This window comes from Thioalkalivibrio sp. AKL8 (assembly GCF_000380525.1).
GTDB lineage: Bacteria > Pseudomonadota > Gammaproteobacteria > Ectothiorhodospirales > Ectothiorhodospiraceae > Thioalkalivibrio > Thioalkalivibrio versutus.
On sequence record NZ_AQYF01000009.1, the window covers coordinates 302,331 to 323,958 of the forward strand.

General features: G+C 66.2%; 19 protein-coding genes and 1 tRNA gene. 8 read left to right on the forward strand and 12 right to left on the reverse strand.

Annotated features, from left to right (window positions below):
• Nucleotides 1-35 precede the first annotated feature (35 nt).
• Nucleotides 36-515 carry a hypothetical protein gene (locus G335_RS0110785; protein ID WP_018169820.1) on the forward strand — a complete coding sequence of 160 codons (480 nt, stop codon included), beginning with the start codon at nucleotides 36-38 and terminating at the stop codon, nucleotides 513-515.
• 10 nt (nucleotides 516-525) lie between these two features.
• On the opposite strand, the gene G335_RS0110790 is transcribed toward G335_RS0110785, so the two are convergent.
• Entirely contained in the window at nucleotides 526-2,496 is a 1,971-nt protein-coding gene (locus tag G335_RS0110790) for a bifunctional diguanylate cyclase/phosphodiesterase (RefSeq protein WP_018176766.1), read from the reverse strand.
• A 101-nt stretch (nucleotides 2,497-2,597) separates the two neighbouring features.
• Here G335_RS0110790 and G335_RS0110795 point away from each other — a divergent pair, with 101 nt between their 5' ends.
• The 4 genes from G335_RS0110795 to G335_RS0110810 all read left to right on the forward strand — a co-directional run bounded on the left by G335_RS0110795 (nucleotide 2,598) and on the right by G335_RS0110810 (nucleotide 5,855).
• Entirely contained in the window at nucleotides 2,598-2,972 is a 375-nt protein-coding gene (locus tag G335_RS0110795; protein WP_018145633.1) for a DUF1992 domain-containing protein, read from the forward strand.
• Nucleotides 2,969-4,063, forward strand: a complete 1,095-nt coding sequence (locus G335_RS0110800; RefSeq protein WP_018176767.1) for a PA0069 family radical SAM protein — start codon at nucleotides 2,969-2,971, stop codon at nucleotides 4,061-4,063. The genes G335_RS0110795 and G335_RS0110800 overlap by 4 nt, the downstream gene beginning before the upstream one ends.
• Before the next feature lie 94 nt (nucleotides 4,064-4,157).
• Entirely contained in the window at nucleotides 4,158-4,967 is an 810-nt protein-coding gene (locus G335_RS0110805; protein ID WP_018176768.1) for a hypothetical protein, read from the forward strand.
• Between the two features lie 15 nt (nucleotides 4,968-4,982).
• The gene (locus G335_RS0110810; protein ID WP_018145636.1) at nucleotides 4,983-5,855 is read left to right on the forward strand and encodes a mechanosensitive ion channel family protein; all 873 of its coding nucleotides are present in this window, start codon (nucleotides 4,983-4,985) and stop codon (nucleotides 5,853-5,855) included.
• Nucleotides 5,856-5,889: 34 nt separating this feature from the next.
• Here the strand turns inward: G335_RS0110810 and G335_RS0110815 are convergent, their stop codons facing one another.
• Together G335_RS0110815 and G335_RS0110820 are read right to left on the reverse strand one after the other, a co-directional pair.
• Entirely contained in the window at nucleotides 5,890-7,590 is a 1,701-nt protein-coding gene (locus G335_RS0110815) for an ExeM/NucH family extracellular endonuclease (protein ID WP_018176769.1), read from the reverse strand.
• Nucleotides 7,591-7,606: 16 nt separating this feature from the next.
• Nucleotides 7,607-8,044 (reverse strand): Rrf2 family transcriptional regulator, encoded by a 438-nt coding sequence (locus G335_RS0110820; RefSeq protein ID WP_018145638.1) that lies wholly within the window; start codon nucleotides 8,042-8,044, stop codon nucleotides 7,607-7,609.
• 206 nt (nucleotides 8,045-8,250) lie between these two features.
• Between G335_RS0110820 and G335_RS0110825 the strand changes: the two genes are divergently transcribed.
• Together G335_RS0110825 and G335_RS0110830 are read left to right on the forward strand one after the other, a co-directional pair.
• The gene (locus G335_RS0110825) at nucleotides 8,251-9,555 is read left to right on the forward strand and encodes a methyl-accepting chemotaxis protein (protein WP_018176770.1); all 1,305 of its coding nucleotides are present in this window, start codon (nucleotides 8,251-8,253) and stop codon (nucleotides 9,553-9,555) included.
• 96 nt (nucleotides 9,556-9,651) lie between these two features.
• Complete coding sequence (locus G335_RS0110830; RefSeq protein ID WP_018169813.1) at nucleotides 9,652-10,530, forward strand: undecaprenyl-diphosphate phosphatase; 879 nt, start codon at nucleotides 9,652-9,654, stop codon at nucleotides 10,528-10,530.
• Nucleotides 10,531-10,711: 181 nt separating this feature from the next.
• Here the strand turns inward: G335_RS0110830 and G335_RS0110835 are convergent, their stop codons facing one another.
• Nucleotides 10,712-13,234 (reverse strand): ABC transporter permease, encoded by a 2,523-nt coding sequence (locus G335_RS0110835; RefSeq protein WP_018176771.1) that lies wholly within the window; start codon nucleotides 13,232-13,234, stop codon nucleotides 10,712-10,714.
• Complete coding sequence (locus tag G335_RS0110840) at nucleotides 13,231-13,941, reverse strand: ABC transporter ATP-binding protein (protein WP_018169811.1); 711 nt, start codon at nucleotides 13,939-13,941, stop codon at nucleotides 13,231-13,233. Before G335_RS0110840 ends, G335_RS0110835 begins: the two co-directional genes overlap by 4 nt.
• Here G335_RS0110840 and G335_RS0110845 point away from each other — a divergent pair.
• Complete coding sequence (locus G335_RS0110845; RefSeq protein ID WP_026304828.1) at nucleotides 13,940-14,626, forward strand: arylesterase; 687 nt, start codon at nucleotides 13,940-13,942, stop codon at nucleotides 14,624-14,626. The two genes, G335_RS0110840 and G335_RS0110845, sit on opposite strands and share 2 nt — an antisense overlap.
• A 4-nt stretch (nucleotides 14,627-14,630) precedes the next feature.
• Here G335_RS0110845 and G335_RS0110850 read toward each other — a convergent pair whose 3' ends face one another.
• The 7 genes from G335_RS0110850 to G335_RS0110880 form a co-directional block, all read right to left on the reverse strand.
• Complete coding sequence (locus G335_RS0110850) at nucleotides 14,631-14,957, reverse strand: hypothetical protein (RefSeq protein ID WP_018169809.1); 327 nt, start codon at nucleotides 14,955-14,957, stop codon at nucleotides 14,631-14,633.
• Nucleotides 14,958-15,022: 65 nt separating this feature from the next.
• Nucleotides 15,023-15,099, reverse strand: a tRNA-Arg gene (locus G335_RS0110855).
• Nucleotides 15,100-15,443: 344 nt separating this feature from the next.
• On the reverse strand, nucleotides 15,444-16,361 hold the full coding sequence (locus tag G335_RS0110860; RefSeq protein WP_026304829.1) for an HPP family protein: 918 nt from the start codon (nucleotides 16,359-16,361) through the stop codon (nucleotides 15,444-15,446).
• A 193-nt stretch (nucleotides 16,362-16,554) separates the two neighbouring features.
• Nucleotides 16,555-18,810, reverse strand: a complete 2,256-nt coding sequence (locus G335_RS0110865; RefSeq protein WP_018169807.1) for a bifunctional diguanylate cyclase/phosphodiesterase — start codon at nucleotides 18,808-18,810, stop codon at nucleotides 16,555-16,557.
• Complete coding sequence (locus tag G335_RS0110870; protein ID WP_018176773.1) at nucleotides 18,807-19,670, reverse strand: alpha/beta hydrolase; 864 nt, start codon at nucleotides 19,668-19,670, stop codon at nucleotides 18,807-18,809. Before G335_RS0110870 ends, G335_RS0110865 begins: the two co-directional genes overlap by 4 nt.
• Nucleotides 19,671-19,865: 195 nt before the next feature.
• Nucleotides 19,866-20,696, reverse strand: a complete 831-nt coding sequence (locus G335_RS0110875) for an OmpA family protein (protein ID WP_018169805.1) — start codon at nucleotides 20,694-20,696, stop codon at nucleotides 19,866-19,868.
• A gap of 4 nt (nucleotides 20,697-20,700) precedes the next feature.
• Nucleotides 20,701-21,540: a motility protein A gene (locus tag G335_RS0110880; RefSeq protein ID WP_018145649.1), complete on the reverse strand. Its 840-nt coding sequence runs from the start codon at nucleotides 21,538-21,540 to the stop codon at nucleotides 20,701-20,703.
• Between the last annotated feature and the right edge of the window lie 88 nt (nucleotides 21,541-21,628).

A 21,628-nucleotide genomic window follows, 5' to 3' on the forward strand; every position in this document is an offset into this window, starting at 1 on the left:
GGTAGACGAGTACAGGACAAGACGAGGATGGAGACATGACCGAACCCAATGTGCAACGCGGGACCCTGTTGTTCTGGATGGCCATCAGCCTGGGGGTGGCGTTGCTGATCGTGGCGCTTGGGGTCGGGCTGGAGCCGGCCGGCGCGCCGATCCTGCGCGCGCCGCTCAGCTCGCCGGCCGCCGGTGCCCTGGGCTTCGGTCTGCTGATGGTCTGGGCCGCGTATGCCTATGCGCTGTCTGCCGGACGAGCCGCGGGCAGCCAGGAGATGGGGGTGGTGATCCTCAACCTTGGGCTCCCGGTGGCCCTGATCCTGCTGTGGCGGGCCGAACTGAACGCGCTGGCGTTCTTCGTGGCGTTGGGCTGGGCGCTGACCCTGGGTGGCATGGCCGTGCGCCTGTTCCGGCGCGAGGCCCTGGCCGGCGTGATGATGTTGCCGCTGATCGGGGTCAGCCTGACGGCGATCCTGCTGTCACTGACGCTCTGGGTGCTGCCGGCCGCGACCGGCGGGGCCTGAGGCCGGTTTCCTATCCGGCCGCCGGCGCCGCTCGATTGGTGTCCGGCTTCAGCGCTGGCGCGCGGCGGCAGTGGTCGAAAAAGGCATTGGCATCCATGGGCCGGGCGAACAGGAAGCCTTGAAAGCGCAGGTCACCGTGGGTGGTCAGCCAACGGTACTGGGCCTCGGTCTCGACCCCCTCGGCCACCACCGCCAGACCGAATTGGCGTGCGATGTCGCAGATTGTGCGCACCATGGCCTGGTCGTCCGGGTCGTGGTCGACCTGGCGGACGAAGCTCCGGTCGATCTTGAGTTCGTCGAACGGGAGACGCTTGAGGTAGCTGAGCGAGGAAAACCCGGTCCCGAAGTCGTCCATCGAGAAGCGTAGGCCCATGTGCCGCAGGGCCTGCATGATATGGATCACCCGGTCGGTATCCTCCGCCACCACGTGCTCGGTGATCTCGAGCGTGATGCGGTGGGCGTGTTCACGGCCCAGATAGCGGGTGATCAGGTCTTGCATGCGGTGGACGAAGTTCAGGTGCACCAGTTGCCGCGGGCTGATGTTGATTGCGAGCTGCTCCAGGGGGAACCCGGCGCGATCCCAGTCGCGCAAGGCCTGGAACGCCCGCGCGATCACCGCGTCGCCCAGTTCGCTGATATAGCCGGTCTGTTCGGCGATGGGGATGAACTCCGCCGGTGACACGGCGCCCAGCTCGGCGCTGTGCCAGCGAATCAGGGTCTCGGCGCTGCGGATCCGCCCAGTGGTATCCACCTGGGGCTGGAACAGGACCTCGATCTCGCGATTGTGCAATGCAAAGTGCAGGCAGCGCTCGATCTGCAGATGCCGCTCCACCGCCCGCGACAACTCGTCGCTGAAGACGACCACGCCGTCGCGCCCGCGGTCTTTTACTTCGTACATGGCGATATCGGCCTCGCGCACGAGCTGATGCGAGTCGACCGGCTGCGCGGGCTCGATCAGGCGGATGCCGATGCTCGCGCTCACGTGCAGGTGATGGTTGCGGATAATGTAGGGCGTCTTGACCACCTGGAGCAGCGAATGCGCCAGGCGCCGGGCGGCGCGCTCGCAGGTCTGGCGGTCTTCCTTGCCAGGGGCCACGATGACGAACTCGTCGCCGCCCAGGCGGGCGAGGTGGTGGCCCGGGGGCAGGGCGTTGGCGAAGTCGCGCGTCACGGACTTCAGCAGCTCGTCGCCGATGTCGTGCCCCAGCAGGTCGTTGACCGTCTTGAAATGGTCCAGATCGATCAGCAGCAGGTACGAGTGCTGTCCGTGATGTTGCAGGACCTCGAGGCTTTGTTCGAGATGCTCGATGAAGGCGGCGCGATTGTTCAGCCCGGTCAGGGCATCGTGGGAGGCCTGGTGGAAGCTGTTGCGCAGCAGCCCGAAGCTGCTGTTGGCCGCGTAAAACAGGACCAGGGCAAGGGTTGCCGAGAAGGCCGCCAGGACATAGCTATACCAGTCCCCGATTAGCAGGAAATACCCGGCCAGCGGCACCATCATGGCCGGGATTAGCGGCCGGAAAACCCAGGGGGCCGGGTAGAGCAGGGCCGCGACCACCGTGGTGGCGCCGATCTGCGTGAAAATGGCGATGTAGTGGAGATTGTGCGAGTCCAGGCGCACAAAGATCAGAAAGATCGCGGTCCACAACGCCAAGTAGAGATACAGGAAGAGGGTGAGGTGCAGCCGCCAGCGGAGCCGTTGCTCCGGCGACAAGGGTGAGCGGTGATAACGCCAATACAGCTGCAGGCCCCAGAGCGATGCGGCAAGCATCACGCTGTACCAGGCTGCAGCCGCGGTGAAGGCCCCGTGCAGCGCACCCAGCAGGATGTAGCCCAGGCCGGGGACCAGGGACAGCGCCACCAGCACCGGGATCTGGCGCGTCAGATAGGTGTCGAACTGGGGATCGGCGCGTAATGCCTCGCGGGCCGGAACAAGCGCGCGTACGCTGGACGCCGGTGGATTGTCTCGCGGGGTGAGTGCCATCGGGGTCCAGACGGGGACGGTTTGTGGAAGAGCTGGACGTTACGGTAAATCGGGCGGGGCCTCAACAAGCGCGGCCCGGCGCATGAACAACGGACTACGGGATGTTGCTAACCGAGTTACAGATCGAGGCCCAGCTGGCCGATGCGGCGCGCCGCGGGGAGTTCGATGACCTCCCGGGGGCGGGTCGACCCCTGGAACTGGATGATGACAGCGCGGTGCCGCAAGAGCTGCGCATGGCCTTCCGGGTGATGAAGAACGCCGGCTATGTCCCCGAGGCCGTGCAACTGAGGGGCGAGATCGCCTCCACGGAGGCGTTGCTGCAGGCGGCGGATGACGAGGCGGCGCGCCAGCAGGCGGCCAAGCGCCTGCGCTTGCTGCTCGACCGGCTGAACCGCAGCGATGCGGGTCGGGGCATGCTCTCCGAGTCCGGCTATTTCCGACAGCTGTGCGAGCGCATGGATGGCCCCAGCCAATGAAGCCGGTCCATGGACCGACCAAGGGCCGGGGCGCGACCATCGATCCCCATGCTCGCTTCGAGTCGACCCGGCACGAACCCTTCGACGACGGGTGGGTCGGTGATGGCGAGGCACCGGCGCCGCTGCGCACCGAGGTGACGGTCGAGCACCCGCGCAGCGTCCTGTCCTGGAATCAGTCCCCGGATGTGCCATTCGAGCTCTCCCTGAACCCTTATCGTGGCTGCGAGCACGGCTGTGCCTACTGCTTTGCGCGGCCGGCCCATGCCTATGTGGGCCTTTCGCCGGGGCTCGACTTCGAGAGCCGGCTGTTCGCCAAGGTCGGCGCGGCCGACTGCCTGCGGCGCGAACTGGCGCGACCGTCCCACCGGGTGACCCCGTTGGCGCTCGGGATCAACACCGATGCGTACCAGCCGATCGAACGTGAATGGCGGATCACGCGTGAGCTGCTGGAGGTGCTGGCCGAGACCGGGCATCCCGTATCCATTGTGACCAAGTCCGCACTGGTCGAGCGCGACCTGGATTTGCTGGGTCCGATGGCGGAGCGCGGACTGGTGCAGGTGGCGATCTCGGTGACGACCCTGGATCGCGGGCTGTCGCGACATCTGGAGCCGCGCGCGGCGGCCCCGCAACGGCGCTTGCAGACCGTGGAGCGGCTCACGGCGGCGGGTGTCCCCGTCAGCTTGCTGGTGGCGCCGTTGATCCCCGTGCTCACGGACGGGGAGCTGGAGGTCTTGCTGGATGCCGGGGCGGCGGCTGGCGCAGTGGCCGCCGGCTATGTGCTGCTCCGGCTCCCGCGTGAGGTGGCCCCACTATTCGAGGACTGGGTGCGCACGCATCACCCGCTCAAGGCGGAGCACATACTGCAGCGCCTGCGCGAGGCGCATGGGGGCAAGGTCTACGATTCCACCTTCGGTCACCGTATGCGCGGGGCCGGGCCGTATGCGGAGCTGTTGCGGCAGCGCTTCCGGCTGGCGCGGCGCCGGGCGGGGCTGGCCGGACGTCTCGTGGAGCTGGACTGCAACCAGTTTGTCCCGCCCCCGCCCCCGCACCCGCAGAAGACGCGGTCCGAAGGGCAGCTCGATCTCTTCTGACGCTCGGCGAATGGCGCCATTGTCCTGAGGATGCTTCTCCCGCGGACGGGGTGTTCTGGTTTACAGTGGCGCCAACACCACGACAGGGCGGACGATGCCGCAGAATCCAACCATGAGTACCAACGATGCGGCCTGGTGGGGGCGCCGGGGACTTGCATCGGGGCAACATGGACGCTGGTCCATCGGCCCCCTGGACCTCTGGCTGCTGCACGGCGAGCAGGAATGGCAGATGGTCCTGGAACGCCCGCGCGACCCCGCCGATGCCACACTGGCGATCGATGTTCCCTGCGCCGATGGGTTCCCTGCCGATGCGAACGACCTGCTGCGTTTTGCCGGATCCCCGGCGGATTCGGTACCGGAGCTGCGGGTGGCCCTGGCGGATCGGCCGATGGTCAGCCGGCCGCAAAACCCCTTCTATGTGCCGGCCCGTGGTCAGGTCACGCTTTATCTGAGTTCCCCGGCCTGGGTGCAGCTGCACCTGGGCGACGCCATGGTGCAGGAGTTTCCGGTCTATACGCCGTCCGATACCTGGTTCGGCCCGAATACCGTGAACGGGGAGCTCTGTTATGCCACCCGCACCCAGGCTCGCCTGGACCTGGCCGACGTGCCCGTGCGCCCGCACCGCGTCATCACGCCGCTGACCATCGAGAACAAGGCTTCGGATGCCCTGTTCCTGGAACGCGTGAACCTGCCGGTGCCGCGCCTTCCGGTGTTCGCCGACGAGCACCACCGGTTGTGGACCCCGGCGGTGCGCATGGAGCGCGAGGAAGATCGCGACATGGCGGACATGAAGATCGACTCCGGTCCTCCCGGCGTGGCCGGCGGGGCCCAGCGCATCGCCGAACCCCGCCAGGCCGGGGGGCGGCATTTGATGGTCAGGGCGTTCACCGCCCTGTTTCAGTAGGGAGCTTCCGGCGCGATGAATGAATGGCTGCAAACCGCTCAGACCTTTGTGACCAGCGAGGCCTTTCTCGCCGCCATCCGCGCCGCGGTCTATCTGCTGGTGGGCCTGTTGCTGGCGCGCCTGCTGTCGCGCGGTCTGGCGCGCGCTTTGGAGGACAAGCTCGACGCGCAGCAGGTCATGCTCACCCGCCGCATCAGCTTTTACTTGATCGTTCTGCTGGTGCTGGCCTCGGCGCTGCGCGAGCTGGGGTTCGATCTCACCGTGCTATTGGGCGCGGCCGGCATCCTGACGGTCGCGCTTGGCTTTGCATCGCAGACCTCGGCCTCGAACCTGATCTCGGGGCTGTTCCTGATTGGCGAACGCCCGTTCTCCGTGGGGGATGTCATCAAGGTCGGGGATGCCACGGGCGAGGTGCTGTCGATCGACCCGCTGTCGGTCAAGCTGCGCACCTTCGACAACCTGATGGTGCGCGTGCCGAACGAGACCCTGGTGAAGACGCAACTGACCAATCTCAGCCGCTTCCCCATCCGCCGCCTGGACATGCAAATCGGGGTGGGCTACCGGACTGATCTCAAGCAGTTGCGCGACGTGCTCATGGGCGTGGCCGAGCGCAATCCAGTCTGTCTGGAGGAGCCCAAGCCGCTGTTTATCTTCCTCGAGTACGGTGATTCCGCGCTGAAGATTCAGCTCTCGGTGTGGGCGCGGCGGGAGAAGTTCCTGGACCTGCGCAATTCCATGCACGAGGGTGTGAAGGCCGCGCTGGACGAGGCGGGGATTGATATCCCGTTCCCGCAGCGCACGCTGGGTGGCCTGGATGGAAGCCCGTTACCCGTGCGCATCGTCGACAACGTGCCGGAGGCCGAGGCGGAAGCGTCCGCGCGCGACTGACCGGCAGGCCGCCGGAGCGGGGTTGGGCCGTCCCTCAATCCAGGCGGAGATCCGCCCAGACCGGGTCGTGATCCGAGGCGCGCCAGGGCCCCGTGGCGGGCGCGCGACCGTTAAAGCCGAGGAAGCCGGGTTCGTCTGCATTGACCGGCCAGGTCGCCCCGTCGTGCACGGCGTCGCGCAAGGCATCGGGACCCAGCAGGTAATCCAGCTGTCCGGCCCGGCCGCGAAAGACATAGGTATGGGCGGACGCTGGATCGTCATGCACCAGGTCCCGCTTGCCGGCCGCGGCCAGCGTTCGCACCGGGTCTTCGGCGGCGTAGGCGTTCAGGTCGCCGAGGATCAGTACGGGAACATTGGCAAACTCATTGCGTTGCTGTTTCCGGATCCATGTCACCAGACGTTCGGCCTGGGCCGTGCGCCGTTCATTCCAGCAACCCTGGCCGCGGTCGATATCGCCCGCGTCGGGGCAACCGCTCTTCGCCTTGAAGTGCACCACCACGGCCCCGAAACGCTTGCCACTCCCGGGTTGCTGGAACCAGCCGAGCAATGGCGGGCGATGATGCACGGCATCGCGATCGGTGGCGGACCCAACGAGTTGCAATCGGTCCGGACGGTAGAGCAGGGCCACCTTGATCGCGTCGTCGCCCGGCCCCGGGTGGGCGATGGCCGCATAGTCGCCGCGCGGCGGAGGGACGGCATTCAGTCGTTCGACCAGCTGCCGGCGCGCCGCCTTGGCGTTTTCCAGTTCGACCGCGCCCAGCAGGTCGGCGTCCAGCGTTTGCAGCAGGGCATCCAGCTTGGCCGTCTGGCGCTCGCGTTCCGCCCGGTTTTGTGCGCCGCGCTCGCCCAGCGTCACGAAGTCGTTCTCCAGATTGGCGGTGGCGATGCGCAGGTGGTCCGTCCCCGGCGTCGACGGCGGTTCGGGGCGCTCGCCGCCGAGCCAGTCCAGCGAGTGGGTGGGATGGATGCGATGGTCGCCGAAGGCGTGGGTCAGGATCCCGGTCAGGCCTTCCAGCGTGCTGCCCACCCGGCGCGTGCCATGATCGTCGCGATAGGGGATCGGGTCGGGGTTCGCGCGATAGCTGCCATCATCCAGGGTGATCCGGCGATTCTCGTCCCGGGCGGTTCCTGCGGCCCCGGTCTGGCCGGGGTGCATGAGCCGCCCCCCGGCCGAGAGCGTCAGGCTGCCATAGCGCGCGAGTTCGTGGTTGGCGGTCACCGCCAGCGTCTGCGCAAAGCGAACACGGAGGTCGGCGTACTCGCCGAGGCGGCTGGCGTCGTCAGGCAGGCGCACCTCCAGCGGTGCCGGCAGTTCGCCGTGCCCGCAGCCCTGGATGCGGTCCAGCCGAGCGATCTGCGGGCGTCCGCGGTGGCGGCTAAAGACCCCGTGTACTTGCACATGCTCGCCGGTCGAGACCGGCTCGCGCCGCGGGGCATACACGAACATACCGGCCGAGTCGGGCCCGGCGCCCTGCTGCAGATAGAACCCGCCGAGTTGATCGGGCCCCATAAACACGCCCGTGACGATGCCCTCCGCGATGACGGCATCCCCCTCGGCGACCGCGCCGGCGCGGAGCTCGGCGAGAGGGGCGACCTCGGCCCCGGGGGAGGGGCAGGTCACCCGGGCATCGACCGGGGAGGCTGCGAATAGCAGAACCACCAGTGCGCCCCCCAGCGTGCGGCGCACGCACGGGGCCGGGTTGGCGTGGCGGCGGGGGTGCGTCAGCCGATCCATGGCCGCATGAGAAGAATCAGGCGCTCTTGCTGGGGTTCAGCAGTTCGTAGAGATAATCCGGCGCCTGGGTGACATCGGCGATGGTGTAGCGGTCGAGGACGTCCAGGAAGGCATCGCGCGCATCGTTCAGTACCCCACGCAACTGGCAACCAGGGAGAATCGGGCAGACGGGATTCTCGCAGTCCACCACGTTCAGGTTCGGCTCCATGTCGCGGATGACACTGCCTACGTTGATCTCGTTCGGCTCGCAGGCGAGCGAGATCCCGCCCCCCTTGCCACGCCGGGTGATGATGTAGCCCTTCTGGCCGAGCTGGTGAACGATCTTTACCAGGTGGTTGCGCGGGATCGTGAACTGCTCGGAGATATCGCTCACGGTCACGCGCTGGTCGCGCGGTTGCACGGTGAGGTACATCAGGACCCGAAGGGAGAAATCAGTATAGCGAGTGAGCTGCATAGGGAAGGAATCGTCGGTTCGCGGTTTTGAAGGATATGCATGCGCGCATATGTCTTGGAACCTTAATCGCTCCGGACACCCGTCACAAGTTCGGTCGTTGCCGCTGAGTGAAGGCCGGGGCGTATTCGGGGTTCAGAAACCGCACAGCCCGGCCGTTACATGCCAATAATAACAAGGCTTCTGAAGCCGAAATACAGGGGAATTCAATGGAGTCGATCAAGGGGTTGGGCCGGCTGTCACTCGCCGGACGGTTCTCGCTGGCCCTGAGCGCGATCGTGGGGGTGTTCTTTCTAATTGCCGCTGCCGCGGTGTTCTGGCACACCGCAACGCTCAAGGGGGGTATGGAGGCGACGTTGACGGGGGTCATGCAGGGCCACGAGACGACCCCGGCACTGGAGGCCGAGGTGGCGCTCGAGATCAATCGTCTGCTGGATCTTGCGGCCTGGCAGGTCAACGCGATGATGCTGGGTGTCGCGATCGGCGTGGTCGTCGTGGTGTATTTCCTGTTCGTGTTGATGATTCGGCGGCGCCTGGCGCATCTGGCCTCGCAGTTTCGCGGGGTATCGGAGGGTGAGGGCGATCTGAGCCAGCGGATCGATGCCCCGCGCAATGACGGGATTGATCGTTTGGCGCGTCTGTTCAACGCATTTATCGAGCGCTTGCAGGGGATGGTTTCGGAGATGGTGGAACATGCGCGTGAACTGGGGGAGTCCGTCGGCACCCTTCATCGCGTGGCGGAAGAGACCAACAAGGAGGTGCAGCAGCAACAAGCCCGGATCGGCCAGGTTGCTACCGCGATGAACCAGATGACGGCCTCGGCCGAGGAGATCGCGCGCAATGCCCAAACCGCGTCGGAAGCCGCAGATCAGGCCGAGAGCGAGACGCGTACCGGGTCCGATGTGGTGGACGCCTCGGTCCGCACGATGCGCGAACTGGCGAGCGAGATTGGCACCGCAAACGAGCAGGTGGCGCGCCTGCAGTCCGAGTCGGACAGCATCGGTTCGGTGCTTGACGTGATCCGCGGCATTGCCGAGCAGACCAATCTGCTGGCGCTCAATGCGGCCATTGAAGCCGCGCGGGCGGGGGAGCAGGGAAGGGGATTCGCTGTCGTAGCGGACGAGGTGCGGACCCTCGCCACGCGTACACAGGACTCCACCACCGAGATCCAGGCCATGATCGAACGCCTGCAGGCCGGCGCCCGGGCGGCGGCCAGCGCGATGGAGCGCAGCCGCGAGAGGGGCGAGGCCGGAGTGGACCAGGCCGCTGGTGCGGGCGACGCCCTGCAGGCGATCCGTTCAGCGGTGGAACGCATCCGTGATCTCAACAACGAGATCTCCGGGGCGGTATCGCAACAGGCGGAGGTCGCGCGCGAGGTGGATGGCACGCTCACGGAGGTTAGCCAGGGGGCCCAGATCACCGCGGGGAATGCCGAAGCCACGGCCAGCGAGACGGACGCCCTGGTGGGGCGGATCGAGCGGCTGCGGGGACTGACCACCCAGTTCCGAGTCTGATCGACGCCTGCCTGGGCGTGCGAACGGGGTCCCGGCGTCTCCCTGGCGTTTTCCGTATACTGCGGCCCGCCTCGGGTTCATGGAGCGGTATCTGCAATGACAGTCTGGGTCGCTGCCCTGCTCGGGGTCGTTCAGGGCATCTTTATGTTTCTGCCGGTCAGTTCGACCGCGCACCTGGTCCTGACCCAGCACTGGCTGATCCGTCAGGGCGAACCGCTGCCGGCGCCCGAGAGCCCCGAGATGATCCTGTTCGACCTGGTAGTGCACGTGGGCACCCTGGTCTCGATCGTCTTCGTCTTCCGCAAGAGCCTGACCCGGCTGACCGGTGGCATTGCCCGCGAAAGCCTGCAGTGGGCATCGGCCCGCGGGTCGGCCGGGCGCGAGATGCTGTCCCTGCGTCTGGCCCTGCTGGTGGTGCTTTCGGTGTTCGCGACCGCGGTGGTCGGATTCACCCTGAAGGCGGGCTTCGAGCAGGTGTTCGCCCACCCGACCCTGATCGCGGGCACGCTTAGCCTGACCGGGGTATTGCTGTGGTGGACGGACCGGCTGCAACGGCGCCCGTTGGGGCTGCGCCAGCTGAGTCCGAAGATTGCTACCATCATCGGCGTGGCCCAGGGCTTTGCACTGATCCCGGGGCTCTCGCGCAGCGGCATGACCATCACCTTCGCCCTGTTCACCGGGCTCAAGCGGCGCTGGGCGGCGGAGTACAGCTTCTTCCTCGCGATTCCGACCATCCTCGCCGCCACCGCCGTGCAGTCACTGGACGTGCTCAATGGCGACGGGCTGGGGAATCTGAACTGGACGGCGCTCGCGGTGGGCTTCGTGGTGTCCGCCCTGGTCGGGATCGTCTCGTTGAAGATGGTCCTGTTTTTCCTGTACCGCGCCAACCTCAAGGTCTTCTCGTTCTACCTCTGGGCGCTGGCGCTGCTGGTCCTGTTCGGATTCCTCGACGTGGACATCATGTACGGAAAATGACCGGATCCTCGGGTGCGGAGTCTCACGAGGGGGCCCCATTTGCTCCGATCCTGCGCTGCGTCCCAATGATCGACGCGGGACCGGAGAGTGATCAGGGCGCTGCGGACCCCGCCTTGTCTCGAAAAAGTGGGGTACCAACGCGGACGGGTGAATGAATCAGCCGTTCCCTGGATCCCTAGGCTTACTCCGGTCCGCGCAGGACCGCCAGGGGCGCCTGATCCAGCACCCGTCGGGTGCCGAGCCAGCCCGCCAGGGCAATCCCCAGCGTACCGCCACCGATGCCGTAGACGAAGGTCAGCGGGTTCACGCTGTAGTCGAACCCGAAGACCTGCCAGGCAAGCAGGGCGCCGACCGCCGTGGCAATGACGGACGCCAGCAGCCCGGCCAGTAGCCCCAGGGCGCCAAATTCGGCGAGCAAGCCGTTGCGGATCTGGTCGCGGCGTGCACCCAGGGTGCGCAGCAGCGCGGCCTCGCGCCGGCGCACATCGCGTGTCGCCTGCACCGCCGCATAGAGCACGGTCAGACCCGCGATCAGCGTGAACAGGAAGACGTACTCCACCGCCCGGGTGGCCTGATCCATGACGTCGCGCACCTGCGCGAGGATCGCGCTGACATCGATCGCCGAGACTGCGGGGAATTCGCGCAGCCACTGGTTCTGGGCGGAGCGCTGCGCCTCGGGTACGTGCATGGCCGTGATAAAGGTCCGGGGCTGCTCGTCCAGCAACGGCGGCGGCCCAATGACGAAGAAGTTCACCTGGAAGCTGTCCCAGTTGACCTCGCGGACACTGGTGATCGGGCTGCGAATAGCCTGACCGCCGACACGGAACGTCAGGTGGTCCCCGAGTGCCAGGTTGAAGCGTTCCATCAGCCCGGCCTCGACCGACCACCCGGTATCGGGGTCCTGCCCCTGCTCGCCAAACCAGTCGCCCTCGACGATGGGGTTATGGTCCGGGGGCGACGCGGCGTAGGACAGGTTGAACTCGCGATCCACCAGCCTGCGGTCGCGATCATCGTCGAAATCATCCGGACGCACGCGCTCGTCGTTGATCTCGATCAGCCGACCGCGGATCATCGGGTCCAGTTGCGGGCGCTCGAGACCGGCCGCTTCGACGCGGTCGGCGAAGGCCTGCTCCTGTCCCGGCTGGATGTTGATGAAGAACTGGTTCGGGGCATCCTCGGGGATGCTGGCATCCCAGGCCTCCAGCAGATCCACCCGGACAATGGCAAGCAGCAGCAGTGCCAGGATGCCTACGCTGAAGGCCACGAGCTGCACGGCACTCAGGCCACCCCGACGGGATAGATTGGCCAAGCCGAAGCGCAGCGCCATGCCGCCGCGGTTGCGCAGGGGCCGCAGGGCCAGCACCAGCGCCATCCCGAGTGCGGCCAGCACCGCGATCGCAACGGCCGTGCCTACCAGCACCCAGGCGGCCAGTTGGGGATCGGCGGCCTGCCAGTACAGCAGACCGCCGAACGCCAGCAGTGCCAGGGCGCCGGACAGCCAGACCGAGGTGGGCGGCAGACCCAGATCGCGCCGGAGGACCCGCAGCGGCGAGACCTGGCCGATCCGCAACAGAGCGGGCAGGGCAAAGCCCACGGCCGTGATCAGCCCCACCCCAAGGCCGGCGATGACCGGGCGGGAACCGGGCGGAGGCAGGTCCCCGGCGAGCCAGTCGCCCAGCAGGGCCGCCAGGACAAACTGGGCCGCGAAGCCGATCGCGAGCCCAACCCCACTGGCCAGCAGCGCGACCAGCACAACACGGCCGAAGTAGGTGAGCAGGACCTGGCGTCCGCTGGCTCCCAGAGCGCGCATCACCGCCGCCGGGTCGGCGCGGCGCTGGGCGAAGTGATGGGCCGCGACGGCGATCGCGGCCCCGGCCAGCAGCACCGCCATCAACGAGGCGAGGCCGAGGAAGCGCTCCGCACGTTCGATCGCGGTGCGCAGTTCCGGGTTGGCGTCCTCCAGACCCAGCAGGCGCTGGCCGGACTCCAGGTCATCCTCCAGCCAGTCACGGAACTCCGCGACCCCGGCGCTGGGTCCCGCGGCAAAGAACTCGTAGCGTACGCGGCTGCCGGGGCCGATCAGACCGCTGGCTTCCAGGTCATCGAAGGCCAGCATCAGTCGCGGCGCGATATCCAGCAGGTTGCTGCCGCGATCCGGTTCATGAGTGATGATCGCGGCGACCTCCAGATCGAGGTCCCCGACCTCCACCCGGTCCCCGACCTCCAGTCGCAGGGCCTCGAGCAGCGCCGGCTCCAGCCAGGCCGTACCCGGTTCCGGACCGCGGTCGCGGACCCGCTCGTCCGCCTCGCGGCCAGGACGGATACGCGCCTCGCCTTTCAGTGGCCAGCCCGCCTCGACCGCGCGCAGGGCGGCCAGTCGCGATTCGTCGTCCGCAGTAAAGACGACGCTGGGGAGGGAGGCCGTACGCGCCGTTTCCAGTCCGTAGCTCGCCGCTTCGGCAGGCCAGCCTGCCGGCAGCGGGTTGTCGCTGACGACTGCCAGGTCACCCCCCAGCAGCGCGGTCGCCTGCTGGGCCATGCCCCGATCCACCCGATCGGTGAAGAAGCCCACCGCCGCGACGGCTGCGACGGCGACGACCAGGGCGGCGGCGAGGACGCGCAGCTCGGCCGAGCGCCATTCACGCCAGGTGCCACGCAGCAGGGCGCGTAGATGGCTGCGGTCGGTTCCCCGGGTGGCGATCATTCGAGCACACCATCCTGGATCGAGATAATGCGATCACATTGTCCGGCCAGCTCGGGGTCGTGTGTAACCAGCACCAGGGCCGTTGCCGGCCCATCACTGTCGGGGTGGCGCGCGAGGCTGAACAGCAGCTCGATGATGCGGTGCCCCGTCCGCCCGTCGAGGTTCCCGGTGGGTTCGTCGGCGAACAGCACCGCCGGGTGATCCACAATGGCGCGGGCAATCGCCACTCGTTGTTGCTCGCCACCGGAGAGTTGATGGGGGTAGTGTGCGGAACGTTCGCCCAGACCCACGCGTTCCAGGGCCTGTGAGGCCCAGTGGTTCAGGGTTTCCTGACTCTCTTGCGCATGGGCCGGGTTGAGCTCCAGCGGGAGCAGGGTGTTTTCCATCGCTGTCAGTGCCGGCAGGAGCTGGAAGGACTGGAACACAAACCCGACCCGGCCGGCGCGCAGGGCGGCCCGGCCATCCTCGTCCAGTTCGCTGATGGTTTGCCCGAGCAGCCGAACTTCTCCCGCACTCGGGGCGTCCAGACCTGCAAGCAACCCGAGAAGGGTGGACTTGCCGGAACCCGAGGCGCCGAGAATGGCCACCGTCTCGCCCGCCTGGACCGCCAGTGAGATGCCGCGCAGGATGTCCAGCGGTCCGCTGGGTCCGTTGATCCGCTGCTCGAGGTCCCGGGCCTCCAGTACAAATGACGAGGATGCATCCATGTTGCGTATTCCATTGGTCGTGATGGGCTTGATCGCGTTGCTATGGAGTCCTGTGGCGGCTGCAAATTCCCTACCGGACGAAAATCGTTCGCTCGAGCCGCTCCGGGTCCTGGTATTCGGGGACTCGCTGAGTGCCGCGTACGGCATGCCCGATTCCGCCGGCTGGCCGGCCCTGCTGGGCGAACGGCTGGCCGAGCGAGAGAAGGACTGGAAAGTGGTCAACGTATCCATCAGCGGTGATACCACTGCCGGTGGACGGAGTCGCTTACCCGACGTGCTGGAACGCGCAGCGTTCGAAGTCGTCATCCTGGCCCTGGGCGGCAACGATGGCCTGCGCGGCCTGCCCCCGCAGGCCATGCGCGAAAATCTGGAGGCCATGGTCGATGCGATCGAGGCCGTCGACGCCAATACCCTGTTGCTGGGCATACGCATCCCGCCGAACTACGGCCGCCGCTATACCGAGCGTTTCGAGGCGGTCTTCGCTGATCTTTCCGAGGAGCGGGGGCTGGCATTCGAGCCATTCTTCCTCGAGGACATCCTGCTGGAAGACGGCATGTTGATGGACGACGGAATCCACCCCAGCGAGGCCGCTCAACCCCATCTACTGGACGCCGTGTGGTCGCGGCTGGAGCCCATGGTGGAGGAGGTCGAAGCCCGATCGCGCCCATGCAACGGAGCCGGGTAGACCCTCACTCCGTCAGCAAATCCCGCAGGTCGGCCACGACGGATTCCGGAAGCAGTTGTCGCAGGACCGGGTGCAGGTCGCGTTCAACCTCTGACAGCAACGAGAGGGTGCGAATTTCCGAATGGCGACAGAGGGGATTGCCGTACTGATTGGCCTGGATGCTGCGCTCGGCGCCCATGCTCATCAAGGCGACCCCGGGCAAACCCCGAGGCCCCTCGTCGAGGACCTCGACCAGTTCGACCATACAACCATCCACCTCGCCCTGAATGCCGATCAGCGGGGCAAGCAGATCGATCATGCGGGTGGACTGTTCGGTCGTCAGCATGGCCATCTGCCTACCTTACGACCGATGCGGGCACGGCGCCAGATCGAAAATCGGCATCGGCCTCATGAATTTGGTGTCCCCGGCAGGATTCGAACCTGCGACCTGCCCCTTAGGAGGGGGCTGCTCTATCCAGCTGAGCTACGGAGACCTAGGGAAACACTGATCAATGTACACGCTCGCGCTCGAGTCGCTTTTGCGTGCGAACAAGGCGCGGTGACTGCCGTGCAGTCATTCTGCACAAGGGAACCGCAACGCCGTGCGCGCGCCCGTTTTCGTCAACAACGGGCGGCCGAACCCCTGCATTGAATGGTTTGTGGGGTTGGCACCCCAGGTTCCCCGATCCTGCGTTGCGCCGCTTGCGGGTAGAACCACTACCCGCTGCACGACGCGCCTTGTCTCGAAAAACCTGGGGTGCCAACGCGAGCGTGTACATTGATCAGTGTTTCCCTAGCGCGAGAGTATAAGCGCCGGGCAGGGGCAGCCCCAAACGCTTCAGTCACCCGGGGCGGATTTCGGGTCGAGCTGGTGATGGGCCCAGGCGGAGAATTCCTCCAGCGTGGCGCGGTCCTCGCCGGGGGTGTCCGGCCCTGCAAGGTTGCGGTAGGTCACTTGCCCGTCGTCGATGCGTAATACGCGGCGCACGGCCCAGTCGGCATCGCTCTCGCCATTGCTGAAACAGTGATCCGGCTGGATCGCATCCGGCGTGATGGGGTCGGGGTGCTGGTGATGGCGCCGGGCCAATAGGTACAGGCGTGCGAGGTCGTCTTCCGTGAGGTCGAGATACAGGTTCATTTCGCGCATGGCGTATTCGAGGTCGTCCTGGCCCAGTCCTGCTCGCTCCAGGGCAGCCAGGGGACCTTGCTTGGGGGCTTCGGGCGTCGGCGTCAGGCTGGCCGGGTAGCGCCGCCAGGGGAACGGGTAGTTGATGATTACCGCGACAACCAGCATGACCCCCACGCTGGTCAACACGGGATGCAGGAGGAACCAGGGGCCCAGGGCATGCACCGACTCTCCCCCGAGCACCGCATAAAGCGCGGTGGCGCCGCCGGGGGGATGCAGGCAGCGCAGGTAGTGCATCAGCCAGATTGCGAGCCCGACGGCGACCGCTGCAGCCAGCAATGGGTGGGGCAGAACGTCGCGCACCAGCACCCCCACGATGGCGGCGACGGCATGACCACCGAGCACGTTCCTGGGCTGCGACATCGCCGCGTGGGGCGCAGCGAAGAGCAGCACGGCCGTGGCACCCAGAGACGCGAGGATCAGGCCGTTGATCCCGTTGTCGGTGACCGATGCTGCGACTTCCAGCGAGAGGTAGAGGCCGATCACGCCGCCAATCAGGGCAATCAGCTTGTCCTTGTGGTCGGTGGTATCGAGCCAGTCGCCCAACAGGGATCCGCGTCCAGAGCGCAAACCGGCCTCCTCGTAAGTGGAAAACGGAGTATATGTTCTGCGTGCGGCGTCTCCGGGTCAAATGGCATCGCTTTGACACGGACTGGCGGAGGATGTCAGCGGGGCAGGTCAATAACGCGGCCGCACCCGGGAAACGCTAATCGCATGTTTCTCCGGAGATCCAGTTTCCGCTATGCGGCCAGCGAGCGAGCAATCACATCCGGGAAATGCCTGCATGAGCCTGCAGGACCGGCTGGAGGCCTTGCGAAACCGGGGTGGGGTGTCCGAGATAATAGCCCTGTGCGAAGTCGAACTTCAGGGCGCGTACCCGGCTGAGTTGTTCCGCGGTCTCGATCCCTTCCGCCACGGTAGTGTAGCCCACATCGCGGATCATCCGGGCCAGACCCTCGAGGATGTGGTGCTGGTCCGGGATATCCAGGCTACGTATCAGGGTGATATCGAACTTGACGGTGTCCACGGGCATGGAGGCCAGATAGCGGATGGAAGAGTAGCCGCTGCCGAAATCGTCGAGGGCGACGAGAAACCCTTTCCGGCGCAGTCGCTGGAGATTTTCCGTCGCCAGTCCGATCTCGGTGATCAGGGCGGTCTCCGTGACCTCGAGGATGATTGACCGGTCCTGCAGGAAGGGGACGAAGGCCTCCAGCCACTGGGTAACCCCGGCATTCACGATGGTGGGGCCCGACAGGTTGATAGAGATACCGACCTCAGGCGGGATGAGGGAGGCTCGCAGATCGCCGAGGATGCGGGTTAGTACGGCCCGGTCCAGGTCGATCTCCAGGCGGCGCGCCTCGACGACGGGGAAGATATCCGCGGGTCCGATAACCTCGCCCTGGTGTTCGATACGCAGCAGGGCCTCGACATACGAGGGATGGTGCTCGTTGAGCGCAACCACTGGCTGGTAGGCCATTCGGATCCCGGTTCCCCGGGTGATGGCCTCGTACACGGCATTGTTGATCCAGTTCGAATAAAGGCTCTGGGTATCCTTCTCCAGTTCCGGGGTGAACAGCACAACCGGCGAGGATCCCGGGCGCTTGGCCTTGTACATGGCAACGTCGGCCTGCCACTGCAGGGCAAGCATGGCCGGGCCGTTGTTGCCGGGTGCAACGGCCAGGCCGATACTGATCTTGATGGGTTCCCGCACCCCGTGCTGGGTGAAATCGGTGGCCCGGATCCGCTCCTGGCAACGCTCGCCCAGGCGCTGGGCGCCCGATTCGTCGCAGTTGAGGAGAATCGCGGCGAATTCATCGCCGCCGATGCGAAACAGGTGTTCCCCCTCCCGCAAGACCTCGTCGATGCTGCGCGCCACACTCTGCAGGACTGCGTCGCCCGTCTGATGGCCGTAGCTGTCGTTGATGGCCTTGAAGTGATTGATGTCGAACAGGGCAAAGCACACAGGATAGCTGTGGCGGGCGGCCAGTCGCGGAAGGGTGTCCCAGTATTCATCGAAGGCCCGGCGGTTGCGCACGCCGGTCAGGGCATCGTGATGCGCGATGCGCCAGAATTCGCGGTTCTTCTCCTCCAGGCTGGAATGGACGTCCTGGAGCCGGGCCTGGTAGGAATTCAGCGATTCGCGGATCTTTTCCGTCTCCGCGACGGGCAGCAGCCCGCCGACGCGTTCCAGCACAAGGCCCCCGGCGCTTTCGCGCAGCCGGTCGACGTGGCCGGAGATGTCGCGCAGGGGGCGGACGATCAGATAGGCCAACGTGGAGAACAGGACAAGCGTGATCACACCCAGGATGGCCCCGAGATTGACCACCGCGCCCGACAGCAAGTCCTCCACCTGATCGGCCATGGGATTGGGGCGCAGATCGAACTGAGCATGCTGCAGAAGCTCCCTCGCGGGGATGGCGTTCCGCTCGCCGAGGTCGAATCGGATCGATTCGGGATCGACATGGCGGTAGACACGGCCCTCGCGGAGGGCATCCAGGAACCGGCTCTTCAGACCGACGAAGCCGGGTGGGGACTGGGCTGCGTCCGGCGCGGGAATCGGCTCGATGACCATCAGGAAGGGCTCGGTGTCGCCCCGTACCGCCCGTGGAGCGGGTGGCGGGAGCTCGAGTTTCCCGGGCAAGTGGTCGCTGTCCGAACCGGGCAAGGTCATTCCCTGGTGATCATAGATCCCGGCGTCCAGGATCCTGTCGGTCAGGATCCCCGCCTGGTGCATGCGATGATTCTTCCAGTAGGCATAGTAGTGCGGCGTGCCCAGTTGCTGGCGCACTTCCTCCCAGCGGGCGAACCTTGATGCCTGTTCTGCCGCCTGCGTGAGGACGTGCTCGAGCGTGCCGGCAAGCTCCTGGCGGGCGGCCTCGCGGCCACTTTCCTGGATCTCGCCGCGTAGCTGGTCGACCTTGTACCAGGTGTAGAGGCCAAAACTGGCGAGGGTGACCAGGGCGATCGCAGCTAGCAGCAGGGCATAGTGCGTGATTGACGGGGTTCGGCCGGAAATCATTGCGCGCGGTATCCCTGGAGGACGTGCTCGATCTCGTCCAGCAGGTCGAATTCGTGAAACTGATCGAAGAAGTGGTTGGCACCCTCCACGATGCGGACCTCTGCGCCATGCTGTTGCAGGGTCTCGATCCATTCCAGGTCGATCCGGTCATCGGCGCTGCCCGCGATCAGGGTGGAAGACACACCGCACGACTGGAAGGCCCGGTTGGTACGTTGCTTGTCCCAGTCGTAGTAGGACAGGTACGCCGCGGGCGTGGTGACGTACTGGCGACAGAAACCCAGGGCATACTCCGCCAGCCCGGCCTCACCACGGGCAAGGGCAGCGCGGGCACGAGCGGCATGTTCGGGGGATTCGAACGCGGCCTCGCCGTGCCCAAAATAGGTCACGCTAATGAAGATGGCGTGGGCGACGGGGCTGCCCGGGGAGTGCGTAAGATAGTCGAGAAGGTTGATGCTGCCGGCGCTGTGTCCGATGACGACGGGTTCCTGGCCGGTCTTTGCGTGCAGCCAGTCGACCCAGATCGCGATCTCTTCCTGGGTGTGTTCCATGGTGTGGGTATGTACGGCCTCGCATGGCAGGCTCGCCGTGCGCCGATCGATCCCCAGTGTCAGTGTGGGGGTCAGGACCGTGAACCCCGAGTCCGCTAACGCCAAGGCGAGGCGGCGCACGGTGGGGAAGTGACGGGTCTGCAGGAAACCGTGCTGGATCAGGATCGCGGGCATGTCCGGTTCGCCCGCCCAGTACGCCGCTTCAGCCGAATCCCCGGACGACATCTCCAGGATCACGGATGTTTCCTTGGCGGTTGCAACCGTGTTCAGGCTCAGGAGGATCACGGTCGCAACCGCAGCCGCACTTCGCAAGAACCATCTAGACATCCTTGTATCCCCCTGTCCTGACACGCAAACCGCTAGCGAAAATCCCTGATCGCAATGTACCAGCATCCTGCTGCGGCGGCATGCGTTGGCTAATAAACACGCGTGGATCGTACCGCGCTGTCGCGCGATCGCCGCACCGGCGATTTTCGTCGCGGTCGAGCAACGTTGCCTGAGCCGAGCCTACTGGCCGGGATCCGTGTGTGGCACCGCATCGGTCTCCAGCATGAGTGACACACGACGGTTGGCGGCGCGGCCTTCCGGGCTGGCGTTGTCGGCAACCGGACGAGTGTCGGCCAGCCCGACCGCGCGGAGCTGGGCTGCGTCCAGCTCGCGGGCCACCAGGTAGCGCACGACGCCGCTGGCGCGAATCGAGGATAGCTCCCAGTTCGACGGGAAGCGCTCGGTCGCGATAGGGATGTTGTCGGTATGGCCTTCCACGGTGATGGTGCCCGGGTGGTCTTCCAGGATGGGGAGCAGGTCCTGGAGCAGCGACTGGCCATCCGGGCGCAGGTCTGCCTCGGCGGTCCCGAACAGGATGTCGTCGCGGATGCGCAGCTCCATCCGTCCAGGTTGCTCGACGACGTCCACGCCCTCGGGGGCGCGCGCGCGTAATCGGCCGGCCTCGCGGCTTGGGGGCTGTTCGGCGACCACCTCCGGGCCGGAGCGCTCACCGACCGGCGCTTCCTCCAGGGCGGGCCGATCCAGCAGAGAGGAATGGACCAGGGGTTCGATGAGGGCGCTGCGGTCCGGGTGGGCCAGGGCGATCGGGCTGGCCGAGACCGCCCTCGGATCATCGTCACGCGGGTCCATGAAGGTGAGCATGATGACGAACACCACGATAACCAGGGTCAGAACGTCCAGATAGGTGAGGATCCAGGCGTGCTCGTCGTCGCGCTGGCGTTCGCCCGGGTAGGAGCCGAGAAAGGCCTGCTCCGGACGCGTGGCGGCGTGGGCATCCATCTCTGCCTGCAGCGCGGCGCGTTCGGCGGTGGAGGGGCTGGGTCCGGACATGGACTCAGCGCCGCTCCGTGGATTCGCCGCTGGCGCGTTCGTCCGCCTCGGGTTCTTCCTCGCCATTTGGGGCCGCCTGGCGGATCTCGTCGCTGTGATTCTCCATGAACGAGCGCAGGGTCTCGCGGATGTAGCCGGGTGAGCGTCCCTTGCGCATCAGCATGATGCCCTCCAGCACCATGGTCATCAGCACCACGCGCTCCTCGGTCCGGCGCTCCAGCTTGATGGCGATGGGCCGGAAGACCAGGTTGGCGAGCAGGATGCCGTAGAACGTGGTGATCAGGGCGATGCCCAGGTTCACCGCGATGACGGTGAAATCGTCGTTTTCGGTGGTCAGCAGCAGGTTGATCAGGCCAATAAGCGTGCCGAGCATCCCGAACGCCGGGGCATAGGTGGCCATGGTTCGGAACATCTGCGCATCGGCCTGTTCGCGGGCACGCAGGCGCGCCATGCGCCAGTTCAGCAGGTCGGAGACATCGTCCATCGGCGTGTCGTCGATGACCAGCTGGATGCCGGTGCGCAGGAACGGGTTGCGGATCTGGTCCAGCCGATCCTGGATGCGCCGCAGATTCTGGGAGAACCAGTAGCGCGAGACCTGGACGATCTCCTCGAGATCCTGGGTGACGTCGTAGCGTTCCTCGCGAATCGCATTGGCGCCGGCGCGAAACACGCGCATCACCTCGTGGAAGGGGTAGCTCATCAGCGTGGCCGCGATGGTGCCGCCTACCACGATGCCGAGGCCCGGCAGGTTCAGGAAGGCGTCGATATTCTGCGAGGAAAACGCGATGACGCTGCCGAACACCAGCAGACTGCCAAGGATGCCGAGGAGGGTGGAGAGATTCATGCGTACTTCCGGAAGGAGACCGGGGTCAGCATAAAACACCGCCATCGTGAGCGTCTGCCTTGTCGTGCTACCCGCATTCCGGCGTACA

What these genes read in the sequence shown, in the direction of transcription:
- G335_RS0110785 (WP_018169820.1), top strand. Translation starts at nt 36, where the DNA reads ATGACCGAACCCAATGTGCAACGCGGGACCCTGTTGTTCTGGATGGCC.
- G335_RS0110790 (WP_018176766.1), bottom strand. Translation starts at nt 2,496, where the DNA reads ATGGCACTCACCCCGCGAGACAATCCACCGGCGTCCAGCGTACGCGCG.
- G335_RS0110795 (WP_018145633.1), top strand. Translation starts at nt 2,598, where the DNA reads ATGTTGCTAACCGAGTTACAGATCGAGGCCCAGCTGGCCGATGCGGCG.
- G335_RS0110800 (WP_018176767.1), top strand. Translation starts at nt 2,969, where the DNA reads ATGAAGCCGGTCCATGGACCGACCAAGGGCCGGGGCGCGACCATCGAT.
- G335_RS0110805 (WP_018176768.1), top strand. Translation starts at nt 4,158, where the DNA reads ATGCCGCAGAATCCAACCATGAGTACCAACGATGCGGCCTGGTGGGGG.
- G335_RS0110810 (WP_018145636.1), top strand. Translation starts at nt 4,983, where the DNA reads ATGAATGAATGGCTGCAAACCGCTCAGACCTTTGTGACCAGCGAGGCC.
- G335_RS0110815 (WP_018176769.1), bottom strand. Translation starts at nt 7,590, where the DNA reads ATGGATCGGCTGACGCACCCCCGCCGCCACGCCAACCCGGCCCCGTGC.
- G335_RS0110820 (WP_018145638.1), bottom strand. Translation starts at nt 8,044, where the DNA reads ATGCAGCTCACTCGCTATACTGATTTCTCCCTTCGGGTCCTGATGTAC.
- G335_RS0110825 (WP_018176770.1), top strand. Translation starts at nt 8,251, where the DNA reads ATGGAGTCGATCAAGGGGTTGGGCCGGCTGTCACTCGCCGGACGGTTC.
- G335_RS0110830 (WP_018169813.1), top strand. Translation starts at nt 9,652, where the DNA reads ATGACAGTCTGGGTCGCTGCCCTGCTCGGGGTCGTTCAGGGCATCTTT.
- G335_RS0110835 (WP_018176771.1), bottom strand. Translation starts at nt 13,234, where the DNA reads ATGATCGCCACCCGGGGAACCGACCGCAGCCATCTACGCGCCCTGCTG.
- G335_RS0110845 (WP_026304828.1), top strand. Translation starts at nt 13,940, where the DNA reads ATGTTGCGTATTCCATTGGTCGTGATGGGCTTGATCGCGTTGCTATGG.
- G335_RS0110840 (WP_018169811.1), bottom strand. Translation starts at nt 13,941, where the DNA reads ATGGATGCATCCTCGTCATTTGTACTGGAGGCCCGGGACCTCGAGCAG.
- G335_RS0110850 (WP_018169809.1), bottom strand. Translation starts at nt 14,957, where the DNA reads ATGGCCATGCTGACGACCGAACAGTCCACCCGCATGATCGATCTGCTT.
- G335_RS0110865 (WP_018169807.1), bottom strand. Translation starts at nt 18,810, where the DNA reads ATGATTTCCGGCCGAACCCCGTCAATCACGCACTATGCCCTGCTGCTA.
- G335_RS0110875 (WP_018169805.1), bottom strand. Translation starts at nt 20,696, where the DNA reads ATGTCCGGACCCAGCCCCTCCACCGCCGAACGCGCCGCGCTGCAGGCA.
- G335_RS0110880 (WP_018145649.1), bottom strand. Translation starts at nt 21,540, where the DNA reads ATGAATCTCTCCACCCTCCTCGGCATCCTTGGCAGTCTGCTGGTGTTC.